Source organism: Bosea vaviloviae (genome assembly GCF_001741865.1).
In the GTDB taxonomy this organism is placed as follows: Bacteria; Pseudomonadota; Alphaproteobacteria; order Rhizobiales; family Beijerinckiaceae; genus Allobosea; species Allobosea vaviloviae.
In genome coordinates this window covers 3,327,886-3,341,717 of the sequence record NZ_CP017147.1, presented here as the reverse complement: position 1 = coordinate 3,341,717, position 13,832 = coordinate 3,327,886, and the positions used below count along the sequence as shown (strand labels likewise).

Below are 13,832 nucleotides of genomic sequence, written 5' to 3'. Positions count from 1 at the left end.
TCGTGCCGGAAGAGGCGTCAGCAAAGGCAGACGCCCCCCTCACGAGATGGTCGGGACAAGCCCGACCATGACGCGCTCCGGCATCGATCCCGGGTCCGCGCGGAGTTTATCCTTGGACCGATCGAAGATCGGACCTGAGGGCTACACCCGGGATGACGGCGCGGTTCCGAGATAAGCGGAACTCATCTGCGTTGAAGCGGCCGCTCCCTATCGTTGAAGCGGTGTGTTGGTGTCGACGACCTCCTGATAGGCGACGAGATCGAGGAAGGCTTCGGCCTCCGCGACCTTGCCGTCCTTCATGCGGAACAGCCAGACGAACTGGTTTCGATAGGGGCGCCCGCCGGTCGTCGTGGCGCTGGCATTGAAACGCACCGTCACCCGGTCTCCGACGGCCCAGATGTGCCGCACCTCGGGAACAAGCCGGGTTGCGAGGCGGCTCATCAGCGGCGCGGAGGCCCTTTCGACGAAATCCCGGAGGCCGCGATAGGTGCCCGCGACCGGACCCGAACCCGGTATCGTCCAGACGACATCGGGCGCGAGGAGCTGCTGGAACACATTGTCCCCGCCGGCCCAGCGCTGAAACGCATCGCGCACGATCGCCTCGTTGCGGGCGGTGGCGGAGATGTCCGCCCGCGCCGGCATGGCGGCCGTCGCTGCGACGGCGGTCGCGACGAGTGCCGCCAGGCCGAGGCGCCGGATAGTGGTCGCGGATCGATTGGGCAGAGTGTCGGAGGTCATCGAAGGTCTCCTTCTCAGGGGTTGGTGGTGAGAGCGGCCCGCAGGTCCAGGAAAAGCGGGCGGGCGACCCGTGCCGTCTCGAGCAGCGGCATCGGTTCTGGGTTTCGGGCTCGATCCTTCGGATCGCCCCGGAATGACGGCACAAACGCGGCGATAAGCCGGTGTCAAAGCCCGTTGGCCTTACGGGGCCGTCATGGTCGACGACCGCTCACGGCGACGCAGGATCATTCCGGCATGATGCAGTGTATCGGCATCGACGAACTCGCCATCGGCAGTGAAACCGGTGTCGTCCCAATAGGCGATGCGGCTGCCGGTCACTTCATAGCGCCCGCGATAAGCGCCTTCGCGGCTCCCGCGCGCCTCGACATAACGGCCGCCGGGCAGCAATTCATGGCGGATCCGGTTGTCGTCGGTCGTCCACATCCCGACATAGGGGTGGCCGGCTTGGGCCATGGGGCTCTCCGCAAGGACGATGGTTGCGAGCGCCGCAGAGAGACCCACCGCGACGAGGGTGAGCGGAGCGCGCATCAGTGCGGCGCCCTGGTCGCACGGACGACGATTTCGTTGACGTCGACGTCCCCGGGCTGCTCCAGCGCGTAGCGGACGGCCCGGCCGATGGCGTCCGGCTGGAGCGCGATCGCTCGATAACTCCGCATCGCCTCGGCCGCCGCGGCATCGGTGATGGTGTCGGCGAGTTCGCTTTCGACGACGCCGGGATGGATGCAGGTGACCCTGATATCGCTGCGCTCCTGGCGCAGCCCGTCCGAAATCGCCCGCACCGCATATTTCGTGGCGCAGTAGACCGCCGCCGTCGGGGAGACGCTGAGCGCGCCGATCGAGGCGATATTGACGATGTGGCCAGAGCCCCTGGCCGTCATCTCCGGCAGGACGGCGGCGATCCCGTACAGGACGCCCTTGATGTTGACATCCACCATGCGATCCCACTCCTCGACCTTCCGTGAGGCGAGCGGCGAAAGCGGCATCACGCCGGCATTGTTGACGATGGCGTCGATCCGCCCGAAATGCCGGCGGGCGGCCTCAGCGAAGCCGGCGACCTCGTCGCGGCGCGTCACGTCGAGGCGGCCATACTCGACCTCGGCGCCCAGCTGCCGCAACTCGCCGGCGAGCTCTTCGAGACGCTCGACCCGGCGCGCGCCCAGCATCAGGCGGGCTCCCGCCGTTGCAAGCTCGCGGGCGATGCCCGCGCCGATGCCGCTCGAGGCCCCGGTTATCAAAACGGTCTTGTCCATGGCCATGTTTCCCTTCCTCTCGTGCGGCTCAGCTGGTGGCGCCAGGCCAGTGACCGGAAAGATGGACGCTCCCGGCTGTCGCCGGTATCTGGCCAAGAGGCGACAACCTGGTTAGAAACCCTAACCAATGACAATCGACATCAATGCGCTCGCGACCTTCGTCCTGGTCGCCGAGGAACGGAATTTCCGCGCAGCGGCGGACCGCCTCGGCGTCACCCGCTCGGCCGTCAGCCAAGCGATCAGGCGGCTGGAAGACGAGATGGGCATCGCCCTTGTCCACCGCACGACCCGCAGCGTCGGCCTGACCGAAGCCGGCGAGCGGCTCCGCGCCGAGATCGCCCCGCCCCTCGCCGAGATCCGCGCCGCGACGGAGGCGACCCATCACCTCGGCGCGGGGCCGCGCGGCCAGTTGCGGCTTGCGGTTTCCTCCATCGCCGAGAGCTTCCTCTCGGGTCCATTGCTGGCGGGCTTCACCGAGGCCTGCCCGGAGGTCGAGCTCGATGTGCTGGTGACGGATGAGGAGATCGACATCGTCGCTGGCGGCTACGACGCGGGCGTGCGCCTGGGCGAGGTCATCGAGCAGGACATGATCGCGACAGCGGTCTCGGGCCCGCAACGGCAGATCCCGGTCGCAGCCCCCTCCTATCTCGCGCGCAAGGGCAAGCCCGCCCACCCCAGCGAGCTCACGGCGCATCGCTGCATCGGCTGGCGCCCCGCGCCGCGGGTGGCTCCCTATCGCTGGGAGTTCACCGAGGCCGGGCGCGACTTCGCGGTCGATGTGAAGCCGGAGATCACCACCAACGACATGGCGCTGATGATCGCAATGGCGACCTCGGGCGGCGGCATCACCATCGGATTGGAGGAGTCGTTTCGCACCTCGATCGCGCAAGGCACGCTCGTGCCCCTGCTCGAGGCGTATTGCCCGTTCTTCCCGGGCTTCTTCCTGTACTACCCCAACCGCCCGAACATGGCGCCCAAGCTCAGGGCCCTGGTCGACCATGTCCGCAGCAACCGGAATCGCTAGCGCGATGTCCGATCCAATTGGATCGTTCAATGGCCCTGGAACATGCTGTCTATACTCGGAAACATGGCGTCATCCCGGACAAGCGGCGAAGCCGCGCCGATCCGGCAACTGTGTTGTTTGGTGGTCATGATTGGAATGCGGTGCGGGTTTTGAGCATGGCGTTGAGGGTTACGAGGAGCTTTCTTGCGACGGCGATGATGGCGACCTTGGCGGCGCCGCTTCGGGCGCGGATGGCGTCGTAGAAGGTCTTGAAGCGCGACGATGTCCGGATGGCTGCGAGGGCTGCCATGTAGAGGGCTTTGCGGACGCGCCGCCTTCCGCCCTTGATCATGCGCTGTCCGCGCCTGCGCCCGCTGTCGTTATTGAAGGGGGCGAGGCCGGCGAGTGCGGCGACGGCCTTTGGCGAGACGTGTCCGAGCTCGGGCATCAGGGCGATGAGGGTGGCGGCGGTGACGGGTCCCACGCCAGGGGCCGAGCGCAGCAGGGCTTGCGCCCTGGCCAGCGTCTCGTCGGCCTGCAGGGCTTCATTGACGAGGCGCTCGAGCGTGACGATCTCGGCGTCGAGCCAGGCGAGATGACGGGCCAGACTGCCGGAGGGATCTTGTCCTTCGCTGTGGCGGACGCGCTCGGCGGCGCGCATCTCGACGAGCTGGTCGCGGCGTTTGTGAAGCTGCGCCAGAGCGTTGCGGGCAGGGTCGCAAGCCGGGTCGGGCATGAGCGCGAGGGCGCGCGCCATCGCCGCGAGCATCTCGGCGTCGATCGTATCGGTCTTGGCCAGGCGGCCGGTGGCGCGGGCGAAGTCGCGGGCGCGCCCCGGGTTGATCCGGGCGAAGCGGCAGCCCGCCTGCTCCAGGGCCTGGCGCAGCATGCGGTCATAGGGGCCGGTCGCCTCGAAGGCGATGAAGCAGGCCTGGGCGTCGAGAGATGACAGCCAGGCCGCGATCGCCTCGCTCGTATTGGCGATCCGAAGGCTCGTCCCGCTCGTCTCATCGAACAGGTCGAGATGGCTTTTGGCGATATCGCAACCGATGAAGCAGGGGTGTATGGTCATGGTGCCTGTCCCTGTGCTGCGAGGTCCGGTGCAAGCGGCCTCGGTCAACTGTTCAGGATGGGGTCTGCAAAGGCGGGCGGGAGCCGAGCCGGAACACGGTGTTCACCACCTGGGATCCAACGGCTTCCCGCCCGCTCCAATCATGACACACACCAAACACACAGGGATCCATTCCGGAGCCTAACTAGGCAGCGCTCCGGCATGGATCCCGGGTCTCCGCTTCGCTACGCCCGGGATGACCGTGTGTTTCAAAGCCAAGACAAGCAAGCTCTGGCTCTCAAACAAGACGCGAGGAACACAAGACGCAAAGGACCGGCGCTACTCCTCCAGCGCCCCGATCATCTCCATCCGCGTCGCATGCCGGCCGCCCTCGAACCGGGCGCTCAGGAACGCATCGACGATATCGAGCGCCAGCCCCTCGCCCACCACGCGCGCGCCGAGCGACAGCATGTTGGCATCGTTGTGCTGGCGGATCATGCGGGCAGAGAATGTGTCGGCGCAGACGCCGCAGCGGATGCCCTTGACCTTGTTGGCCGCCATCATGATGCCCTGGCCGGTGCCGCACAGGATGATGCCGAGCCGGCAATCGCCGGAGGCGACGCGCCGCGCCGCCGCTTCGCCGTGCTGAGGGTAAGGTGTGCTCTCCGGCGTCGTCGGTCCGATGTCGACCACCACCCAGCCTTGCGCCGCGAGATGAATGGCAATGGCCTGCCGCAGCTGAATGGCGGCGTGGTCGCTGGAGAGGACGATACGGTCGCTGGCTGTCAAGGAGATGTAATCCCGTGTCCCGAGGCGATCCGGCGGCCTACCCGAGCTGGATTTGGCCGCGTTGGATCAGGGGCTTTTTGCTTGGTCAATTCGTCCCGTTTTCGCATAACGGCAACCTGCCGGAAAGCGGGCGGGGCCGATGTCTGGAAAGGGTAGATTGTGTTGAAGAAGTCGGCGCTGGGGTCGGCTGCCGATTGATGCTGAACGGGTCGCTGAGAGGGCGTTCGCCCTCATGCCGCCAGGGGCGGTGCTCCGGCCGGCATCAGCTTCGCCATTTTCCTGAGGTTCTGGGCGGTGGCTGCGAGGAGGAACTCGTCGCGGGCGCCGCATGGTCCTCGCAAGCGCAGGCGATCGAGTTTGAGGATGCGCTTCAGGTGCGCGAACAGCATCTCGACCTTCTTCCGCTCTCGTCGCGAGGTTACGTATGCATCGGTGGCGGCGATGTCGCGCGCCATGTCGCGGGCGCCTTCGTGGATGGAGCGGAGGATCTTGCGAGCAGGATCTTTCGGACAGCACTTTGGCTTCAGGGAACAGGCGTCGCAGTCGCTCTTGATCGCCCGGTAGCGCATGAGGCCTTCAGGATCGATACCGTCGCGCGGCACCGCGAAGGGCCGTCGGAACTGCCGCAACTCCTTGCCGTCCGGGCAGATGTAGAGATCGCGATCGTGATCATAGGCGAAGTCGGAGCGGCTGAATGTGCCGTCCCGGCGCGTGGATTTGTCGAACACCGGGATATGCGGCTCGATACCGCGCTCGTGCACCAGCCAGGCCAGGTTCTCGGCCGAGCCATAAGCGGCGTCTGCGACCAGCTTCTCAGGCCATGTGCCGAACCTGTCCTGCGTGCGACCGATCATGGTTCGCGCGGCGCCGACCTCGGCCTGCCGCACTGCCGTGGTCGCCTCGACATCCATGATGACGGCATGCTTCAGATCGATCAGGTAGTTCGTTGCATAGGCAAAGAAGGCCTGCCCGCCATGGGCGGCCGTCCAGCGCGCGGCAGGATCAGCCGGCGAGATGAACTTGGGCACGACCGGCGTCGCCGCGCCGAAGGCGGCATCGTCAAGCACGGTCAGATACTCGCGCACCGCATGGTTGGCGGTCTCGGGCGCCAACCCGTCCTTGCCGGGCACGCCGTTCTGGCGATTGGCGTCGGCCTTGATCAGGCTGGCATCGACGGCAAACCCCTCGCCACCAACCAGCCCCTCCGCCATGCAGCGCCTGACCGTCGTCTCGAACACCTCGCGCAACAGATCGCTGTCGCGGAAGCGACCGTGCCGGTTCTTTGAGAAGGTGGAATGGTCGGGCACATCCCCCTCCAGACCGAGCCGGCAGAACCAGCGATAGGCCAGGTTCAGATGGACCTCGTCGCAGAGTCTGCGCTCGGAGCGGATGCCGAAGCAGTAGCCGACGATCAGCATTCGGATCATCAACTCGGGATCGATCGAGGGCCGGCCGGTGTCGCTGTAGAACGGGCGCAAATGCGCCCGAATGCCGGACAGATCGACAAAGAGATCGATGGCGCGCAGCAGGTGATGCGCAGGGACGTGCCGTTCCAGGCTGAACTCGTAGAACAGTGCCTCCTGCGCAACCGTCCGCTCGCCCATCATCGCGCCGCCCTCCGCAGCGACGACTGAATCAGAACCTCAAGCTCCCAGCAACACCGACTTCTTCAACACAATCGGTAGTTTGCGGACGTCGGCTGCACCGCGCTAGGATGTGCTCTGTTATGGAGCAGAACTCGCCGAAGCCATTCACGCAGGCTGCACGCGCAGCATTTCCGGTAGCCAATCGTGCTTTGGCAGAACAGGCCATTTCTCATCTCGCTCCGTTTGTGGATGACGCCGACCGCAAGCGGTCATCGGAATTTTCGGAATTTGATGTCTTAGGGCAGAACGTTCGGATTCCTATTCGCCTGCGCTTTCTCAGACTGTCTGCGACCGACATGGCGATGGCCAGCCTGCCCCAGCCAGCGCTGTGCTTGGTTTCCCGTGCGACCGACGGGTACTTGCGTCAACACGCCGTTGCTTCACTTCTTGGCATCAACAACGCTTGGGCACCCCCCTATGTTGCGACGCTTCTTGCCGACTATGTGCATGAGATTGTCGAAGTCATTCACGACGGCCTACCGGGGTTGAATCGGGCGCTCTATGCAAATCTTGTCCGAGAGAACCGGACTCAGTTTCGGATGCTTCGCGTGCGCGCAACTAGCTACTGGAACGCCTATCACCGCCATCTCTACCCGGATAAGCGAGACTATCCCGGACTGAAGGCTTTGCACGAGATGGAGAGATGGGCCGCCTAGACCAGATGTCCGCCTTGGGCCGATTGTGTTGAAGAAGTCGGTGTTGCTGGGAGCTTGAGGTTCTGATTCAGTCGTCGCTGCGGAGGGCGGCGCGATGATGGGCGAGCGGACGGTTGCGCAGGAGGCACTGTTCTACGAGTTCAGCCTGGAACGGCACGTCCCTGCGCATCACCTGCTGCGCGCCATCGATCTCTTTGTCGATCTGTCCGGCATTCGGGCGCATTTGCGCCCGTTCTACAGCGACACCGGCCGGCCCTCGATCGATCCCGAGTTGATGATCCGAATGCTGATCGTCGGCTACTGCTTCGGCATCCGCTCCGAGCGCAGACTCTGCGACGAGGTCCATCTGAACCTGGCCTATCGCTGGTTCTGCCGGCTCGGTCTGGAGGGGGATGTGCCCGACCATTCCACCTTCTCAAAGAACCGGCACGGTCGCTTCCGCGACAGCGATCTGTTGCGCGAGGTGTTCGAGACGACGGTCAGGCGCTGCATGGCGGAGGGGCTGGTTGGTGGCGAGGGGTTTGCCGTCGATGCCAGCCTGATCAAGGCCGACGCCAATCGCCAGAACGGCGTGCCCGGCAAGGACGGGTTGGCGCCCGAGACCGCCAACCATGCGGTGCGCGAGTATCTGACCGTGCTTGACGATGCCGCCTTCGGCGCGGCGACGCCGGTCGTGCCCAAGTTCATCTCGCCGGCTGATCCTGCCGCGCGCTGGACGGCCGCCCATGGCGGGCAGGCCTTCTTTGCCTATGCAACGAACTACCTGATCGATCTGAAGCATGCCGTCATCATGGATGTCGAGGCGACCACGGCAGTGCGGCAGGCCGAGGTCGGCGCCGCGCGAACCATGATCGGTCGCACGCAGGACAGGTTCGGCACATGGCCTGAGAAGCTGGTCGCAGACGCCGCTTATGGCTCGGCCGAGAACCTGGCCTGGCTGGTGCACGAGCGCGGTATCGAGCCGCATATCCCGGTGTTCGACAAATCCACGCGCCGGGACGGCACATTCAGCCGCTCCGACTTCGCCTATGATCACGATCGCGATCTCTACATCTGCCCGGACGGCAAGGAGTTGCGGCAGTTCCGACGGCCCTTCGCGGTGCCGCGCGACGGTATCGATCCTGAAGGCCTCATGCGCTACCGGGCGATCAAGAGCGACTGCGACGCCTGTTCCCTGAAGCCAAAGTGCTGTCCGAAAGATCCTGCTCGCAAGATCCTCCGCTCCATCCACGAAGGCGCCCGCGACATGGCGCGCGACATCGCCGCCACCGATGCATACGTAACCTCGCGACGAGAGCGGAAGAAGGTCGAGATGCTGTTCGCGCACCTGAAGCGCATCCTCAAACTCGATCGCCTGCGCTTGCGAGGACCATGCGGCGCCCGCGACGAGTTCCTCCTCGCAGCCACCGCCCAGAACCTCAGGAAAATGGCGAAGCTGATGCCGGCCGGAGCACCGCCCCTGGCGGCATGAGGGCGAACGCCCTCTCAGCGACCCGTTCAGCATCAATCGGCAGCCGACCCCAGCGCCGACTTCTTCAACACAATCGGCCGAAAGCGGACCTGGACCCTGTGCTCCACCGTCGCGCGCAGGGCGCCGAACGACCCCGGCTCGGAACGCTGATCCTAAGACGGAATGCAGGGGACGGATCGCAGTCATGGCGCGCCCCTCTCATCCAGGCGACAGGGCATCCCGCTGAAGCTTGAAACCGCACACTCAACTATCGGGAATCTTTCCACGCATTTTCAGCGATGCCGATTGCCGCCGCGTCAGGGCTGACATAAAGCGTTCATCCTCCGCTGCCGAAAGGCAGGCTTGAACTCTGGTATCTCTGATGAATTCGCGTTTCCGTTCCTGCGCTATCGGCCTGGTTCTCGCCGCCGCCCTGGGCGGCTGCCAAACGGCGAAACCCATCGCCATGAGCGTCTCGGTGACGCCGACGACCAAGGAGGGCGCGGCCTTCGGCGATGTGCTGGCCGCTCAGCGCAAGGCCGGGCAGGACATTCCGCCGCTCAAGGGGCAGCAGGTCTTGATTGTGCGCAGCTATGAATATGTCCAGAAAGCCGACGAGCCCTTCGCCACAAGCATGGAGATCGAAGGTATCGACTGCGGGGTGGAGAGCGAGGGCTATCGGGCGTCGCTGAAAACCCCGGCAGAGGTCAGGGTGCCGGACTATGGCTATGCTTCGCGCCTGATTTCGGTTCGCTGCCATACGGCTCGCCACAAGCCAAGTTTCGTGACTGTTCAACCTTTCGACAAGACCACCTCTGACCGGTTGAGAGCGGGGAGCAACGCTGGTCTTGCTGCACTGGTGGCCGTCGCCATAATCGATGCGGCAACGGATAAGAAAACTCATGAATTTAGCTATCCGCCCGCACATGTAACGATGAACGGGATTGGCTGCGAAACAGAAAAGGTCGGTTGCCGCTAGGGCAAGGCACAAAATCAGCCTGACCGAGCTACGACCGAAAAAGAGGGGGAACCGGCGCTCAACACATCCATGCAACCCCAGCCGGTCACAAACTGATAATGGGCTGTCGGCCCGCTAGCCTTCCATGCTTCGGACTGGACGCGAGCAAACCGCGCTCCCTCCAGTCGATAAGCGAAGTGCTCAGGAACCAGACCTTCGTTCGCCGTCTCGTCTTCCTCCGTGCTTAAAGCCATCTCGTCCAGTAGCCGCACGATGCATGGGCGGTCGAACGAGACACGCAGCAAATGTGCATCGTCACCGGGTAAAAGGAAGTCGGCAGCTATGCCATCCGTTTGCCATTGAAAGGCGATCAGGTCGCTAGCGCTCGCCTGGAGCGGAACGCCCGTGTTAAGTGGTTCATACCTCGGCATAGAGATTATCGTGCCGCTATCCGGCAAGTTCTGCAATCTGCCGCATCGCAGTCGCTCTCCTTTTATGAGTTCACGACCTAATAAGGGCCTGCTGCAACTCGGGGGTGACCCCTGACCACGGCGTGGCAGACACGGGAATTCGCGGCGTAGCGGACCAGAAGCTGGTCGGGCGCAAGCCACTTCATCTCCGCCCATGATCCGCCCCAACTGCCTGCTGAAGCAGCGCCATGATCGCTGTCTGCGACGAACGCGTTCCCACCTCCATCCGGCTTGTCTTTGGGTTGGATTATCGAAATCTGCCCCAGCTCTGTTTTGACGCGTTGTCTTCACGCTAACAGGTCTCTACTTCCCTCGAAAATGCTCCAAACCGAGCCAGGCTCGACATGCCGTCGTCACGGGGGCGCCCGGTCGTGGCAGCGAGCCGAGCTCAGAACGCGATTGTGAGAGCGGAGAGCGGAACGGCCTGGCAGGTCAGGCATTGATCGGGCTCGCCGTCGAAATCGACCATATGGGCGAAGCGCCCCTCGACGACACGAACCGAGCAGCTTTCGCATTGGCCGACCCGGCAGCCGCTCGGCAGCGACAGGCCGGCCGCGAGCGCGGCATCGAGGATGGGGCCGGCGGCGGGCGTCCAGAGGAAGGTTTCCCCCGTTCCCGCGATCGTCACGGTCTGCGGTTCCAACCGGGCGCGCATCTCTCCCGGCGCAGAAAAAGCCTCGGTGAAGATGTCGAAGCGCGGCAGGCCCAGCTGCAGCAGCGCACCCGTCATCGCCGTGTTGAAGCCCGGCGAGCCGCACAGATAGGCGAGCGGCCGCTGCGGGACGAGATCTGCAAGGCCGCTCAGGTCCAGCCGCCCCTCCCGGTCGAAGCGCTTCGCCAGCCGGTCCTCGTCACTTGGCTGCGAATAGGCCGTCACGCGATGAAGCGCCTCCAGCTCTTGCGCGAGTTCGTCGAGGCGCCCGGCGAGGTGATGCTCGGCGCCGCTGCGGCAGCCATGCAGGAGATGGATCTCGTGAGATGGCCTGGGCCTCGTGGCCGCCACAGCCTCGAGATAGCCGACGAAAGGCGTGATGCCGATCCCGCCCGCGATCAGAATGACAGGGCGCGTACTGGTGACGGGCAGCGTGAAGACACCGGCTGGCGCCTCGACCAGCAATTCGTCGCCGACGCGCAGATGCTGGAGGGCCTGCGAGAGCGAGGCGGCGCCTGTGGTCTGCGCGCCGCGGCGCACCGCGATCGAAAGTTCGTCCGGGCGGTTTGCCGGGCCCGTCAGCGAATAGGCGCGCGCCAGCGGGTTGTCCGGCAGGCGGATGAGGACATGCTGGCCGGGCACGAAATCGGGCAGGCCGCGATCGTCGCATGGTGCGAGTGACAGCGCGATGGCGTCGATGCCTTCCGGCTGTGCCGAGGCAACCCTGAAACGACGCGCGCCGGTCCAGCGTCCCAGATTGGCGGAGGGATGAGGCTGGATGTCACATCCGACGGCGCGCAACGGCACCGATCCGCTGACGGGGTCGCGCTGCGCATCTCCCAGGGCTGCGTTGATATTCGTCGTGTCCGGGCCGGTGATCGCGCCGCCGCCGAGCCCCAGCGGCACGCAGGCCTCCCACCAGCCGAATTCCGCCACGACCGTCCGGTCGTCGAGCGCCGTGTTGATGCGGACGCGCAAGGTCGCGCCGCCGATGCGCGTCTCGACCACGGCCCAGTCTCCCTGGGACAGCCCGCGGGCCCGCGCCAGGCCCGGACCGATCTCGACCGAAGGATCGGGCGCCTTGCGCCGCAGCGAAGCGATATGGCGATGCGAGCTATGCACGAACCAGCCGCTCTTGGCGGTCGTCAGCAGCAACGGCAAAGGACTCGTTCCGGCAGACCCGTCATCGGCTGAGACGAAATCGGCAAGCGGATCGTAGCCATGCTCATGCATCAGCTCGGAATAGAGCTCGACGCGGCGGGTCGGGGTGGCGAAGCCCTGCACCGCGCCCTCCCCGAGATCGGCGAATTTGCGGTAGTGGAAGGGCTGGGGAAAGCGCTTGCCATCAGGCAAGGCGCGCAATTCGTCGACCGTGACGCCAAGCGGCGCGAGCTGGTGGTTCCAGCCGGCGACGATGTCTCCGCCGAAGAAGCTCTCAGTCAGGCCCATGCGTGTCGCCAGCGCCATGACGATCTCGTAATCGGCGCGGGACTGCGCGAACCGCGGCAGCATCTGGCGCCGGAACTGCACCGTCTCGACGGCTTCCTGCGTGATCTCGAAACCGATGCGCAACGCCTCGCGCTCCCACGGCATGCTCACCGGCAAGACGATGTCGGCGCATTCGGCGGTCGGATTCATGAACATGTCGGCGTGGACATGGAATTCGAGCGCCCGCAGCGCCGCAAGGTTGCGGCTCGTATCGGCCTGCGAGACGGCGAAATTCGTGCCGAAGCTCATCAGGGCGCGCACAGGATAGGGCTCGCCTTGAAGCACGGCGCGGCTGAAGTCGCGCGCGGTGATCCAGCCGCGCGCCGGCGGTCCCAGCGGCAATTCGTCGAGGCCGAGCGCCTTCTCCTTCTGCCCCGGCGGCAGCAGCGACAGATCGTTGATCGCATTGGCCGGCGGCGGCACCGGCCAGATATTGCCGCCTTCGCGATCGCAGGAGCCGGTCAGCGCGAAGAGGGTGGCGATCGCCCGCTCGGTCATCGTCGCATTGCTGTGCTGGCCGACACCGGTCCAGCTGTAATAGGCGAGGCGAGGCGCGTCTTCGAGCAGGGCATGGAAGGCGGCGATCTCGGCCTCGGCGATCCAGGTCAGCTCCGCCACGCGGGCAAGCGTGTAGCCGCGCGCCCGTTCGGCAAGCAGGTGGAAGACGGTCGAGGCGTCGATCACGCGGCCGTCGAGCGCCTGCAATCTCGCTGCGGCGTCGAGCTGGATGCCCGTGCCATCGGGAAACGCCTGTCGGGTATCGTAGCAGGCGGGCTTGCCCGCCTTGTCGAGGATGACGAAGCCATCCGGCGCGCCCACGATGATCTCGGATGCGCGCAGGAAACGGCCCGAGGCGCGATCGACCAGAAGCGGCGCATTCGTCCAGTTCCGCACGAAATCGGCGTCATAGCTGCGCGTCTCGATCAGATGGCGAATGGCGCCCATGGCAAGGGCGGCATCGGCGCCCGGCCGCATCCGCAGCCAAAGATCGGCCTGCTGGCCGGAGCCGTCCGGCTTGGGGTCGATGACGACGACCCTGGCGCCTCGGCTGCGCGCCTCCGCAACCCGGCTCGCCTGCGCCAGCCAGGTTCGGGCCGGGTTGTGGCCCCAGAGGACGATCACATCGGCGCGCTCATATTGCGGAATGCCGAGGCCGCGGCCGAATGTCAGCGCATGCGCATAGTCCTTGTGCCAGCCGCAGACCTCGACCGCATAGATCAGGTTGGGGCTGCCGAAACAGCGGATGAAGCGCTCGACCCAATCATAGCTGTCGACGATCGGGGTGCCGCTGAAGGTCGTCATGGCGAAGGCGACGGCCTCCGCGCCCGATTCCGCGCGGATCGACAGCAGGCGCGCTGCAATCTCGTCGAGCGCTTCGTCCCAGCTGATCGGCGCCCATTGCGGCGTGCCGCCATCCTTCCTGCCGATGCGGCGCAGCGGCGTGGTCAGGCGCAGCGGGCTGTGGACCATTTCAGGCGCCGCGCGGCCCTTGGCGCACAGGGCGCCGCCCGTGGGATGGCCAGGGCGAGGCTCGACCCCGACCATCCGGCCGTTCTCGGTGAGAGTCACCGAGCCGCAGCGCGAGCGGCAAAGCGTGCAGTATCCGTCATGTCGCTCGGTCATCACGCGCCTCGAAGCGGTTTCGTCCCAGTACGCGTCTTGCGCGCGCATCCTCGTTCGG

11 protein-coding genes are annotated in these 13,832 nt (G+C 65.5%); 4 read left to right on the top strand and 7 right to left on the bottom strand.

Going from position 1 to position 13,832, the window contains the following annotated elements:
• Positions 1-207 precede the first annotated feature (207 nt).
• The 3 genes from BHK69_RS15370 to BHK69_RS15360 all read right to left on the bottom strand — a co-directional run bounded on the left by BHK69_RS15370 (position 208) and on the right by BHK69_RS15360 (position 1,994).
• Positions 208-738, bottom strand: coding sequence for a nuclear transport factor 2 family protein (locus BHK69_RS15370; protein ID WP_069690859.1), 531 nt, complete (start codon positions 736-738; stop codon positions 208-210).
• A 180-nt stretch (positions 739-918) separates the two neighbouring features.
• Positions 919-1,266 carry an Atu4866 domain-containing protein gene (locus BHK69_RS15365; protein ID WP_069690858.1) on the bottom strand — a complete coding sequence of 116 codons (348 nt, stop codon included), beginning with the start codon at positions 1,264-1,266 and terminating at the stop codon, positions 919-921.
• A complete protein-coding gene (locus tag BHK69_RS15360; RefSeq protein ID WP_069690857.1) occupies positions 1,266-1,994 on the bottom strand; it encodes an SDR family oxidoreductase in 729 nt (242 codons plus the stop codon). Before BHK69_RS15360 ends, BHK69_RS15365 begins: the two co-directional genes overlap by 1 nt.
• A gap of 121 nt (positions 1,995-2,115) precedes the next feature.
• Between BHK69_RS15360 and BHK69_RS15355 the strand changes: the two genes are divergently transcribed.
• Positions 2,116-3,012, top strand: a complete 897-nt coding sequence (locus BHK69_RS15355; RefSeq protein WP_069690856.1) for a LysR family transcriptional regulator — start codon at positions 2,116-2,118, stop codon at positions 3,010-3,012.
• Positions 3,013-3,136: 124 nt separating this feature from the next.
• Here the strand turns inward: BHK69_RS15355 and BHK69_RS15350 are convergent, their stop codons facing one another.
• From BHK69_RS15350 to BHK69_RS15340, 3 genes are all read right to left on the bottom strand, one after another.
• Positions 3,137-4,063 (bottom strand): transposase, encoded by a 927-nt coding sequence (locus BHK69_RS15350; RefSeq protein WP_069690855.1) that lies wholly within the window; start codon positions 4,061-4,063, stop codon positions 3,137-3,139.
• Between the two features lie 318 nt (positions 4,064-4,381).
• A complete protein-coding gene (gene rpiB, locus BHK69_RS15345) occupies positions 4,382-4,831 on the bottom strand; it encodes a ribose 5-phosphate isomerase B (RefSeq protein ID WP_069690854.1) in 450 nt (149 codons plus the stop codon).
• Positions 4,832-5,061: 230 nt separating this feature from the next.
• On the bottom strand, positions 5,062-6,438 hold the full coding sequence (locus tag BHK69_RS15340; RefSeq protein ID WP_069690852.1) for an IS5/IS1182 family transposase: 1,377 nt from the start codon (positions 6,436-6,438) through the stop codon (positions 5,062-5,064).
• A 119-nt stretch (positions 6,439-6,557) separates the two neighbouring features.
• Between BHK69_RS15340 and BHK69_RS15335 the strand changes: the two genes are divergently transcribed.
• The 3 genes from BHK69_RS15335 to BHK69_RS15325 all read left to right on the top strand — a co-directional run bounded on the left by BHK69_RS15335 (position 6,558) and on the right by BHK69_RS15325 (position 9,562).
• On the top strand, positions 6,558-7,133 hold the full coding sequence (locus BHK69_RS15335; protein ID WP_069690853.1) for a hypothetical protein: 576 nt from the start codon (positions 6,558-6,560) through the stop codon (positions 7,131-7,133).
• A gap of 94 nt (positions 7,134-7,227) precedes the next feature.
• Positions 7,228-8,604, top strand: coding sequence for an IS5/IS1182 family transposase (locus BHK69_RS15330; RefSeq protein WP_069690852.1), 1,377 nt, complete (start codon positions 7,228-7,230; stop codon positions 8,602-8,604).
• A 361-nt stretch (positions 8,605-8,965) separates the two neighbouring features.
• The gene (locus tag BHK69_RS15325; protein ID WP_069690851.1) at positions 8,966-9,562 is read left to right on the top strand and encodes a hypothetical protein; all 597 of its coding nucleotides are present in this window, start codon (positions 8,966-8,968) and stop codon (positions 9,560-9,562) included.
• Positions 9,563-10,399: 837 nt separating this feature from the next.
• On the opposite strand, the gene BHK69_RS15315 is transcribed toward BHK69_RS15325, so the two are convergent.
• Entirely contained in the window at positions 10,400-13,774 is a 3,375-nt protein-coding gene (locus BHK69_RS15315; protein WP_069690850.1) for a molybdopterin-dependent oxidoreductase, read from the bottom strand.
• Between the last annotated feature and the right edge of the window lie 58 nt (positions 13,775-13,832).

Bases quoted from the DNA above. Each gene is read 5' to 3' on its own strand.
- BHK69_RS15370 (WP_069690859.1), bottom strand. From the start codon at position 738: ATGACCTCCGACACTCTGCCCAATCGATCCGCGACCACTATCCGGCGC.
- BHK69_RS15365 (WP_069690858.1), bottom strand. From the start codon at position 1,266: ATGCGCGCTCCGCTCACCCTCGTCGCGGTGGGTCTCTCTGCGGCGCTC.
- BHK69_RS15360 (WP_069690857.1), bottom strand. From the start codon at position 1,994: ATGGCCATGGACAAGACCGTTTTGATAACCGGGGCCTCGAGCGGCATC.
- BHK69_RS15355 (WP_069690856.1), top strand. From the start codon at position 2,116: ATGACAATCGACATCAATGCGCTCGCGACCTTCGTCCTGGTCGCCGAG.
- BHK69_RS15350 (WP_069690855.1), bottom strand. From the start codon at position 4,063: ATGACCATACACCCCTGCTTCATCGGTTGCGATATCGCCAAAAGCCAT.
- BHK69_RS15340 (WP_069690852.1), bottom strand. From the start codon at position 6,438: ATGATGGGCGAGCGGACGGTTGCGCAGGAGGCACTGTTCTACGAGTTC.
- BHK69_RS15335 (WP_069690853.1), top strand. From the start codon at position 6,558: ATGGAGCAGAACTCGCCGAAGCCATTCACGCAGGCTGCACGCGCAGCA.
- BHK69_RS15330 (WP_069690852.1), top strand. From the start codon at position 7,228: ATGATGGGCGAGCGGACGGTTGCGCAGGAGGCACTGTTCTACGAGTTC.
- BHK69_RS15325 (WP_069690851.1), top strand. From the start codon at position 8,966: ATGAATTCGCGTTTCCGTTCCTGCGCTATCGGCCTGGTTCTCGCCGCC.
- BHK69_RS15315 (WP_069690850.1), bottom strand. From the start codon at position 13,774: ATGACCGAGCGACATGACGGATACTGCACGCTTTGCCGCTCGCGCTGC.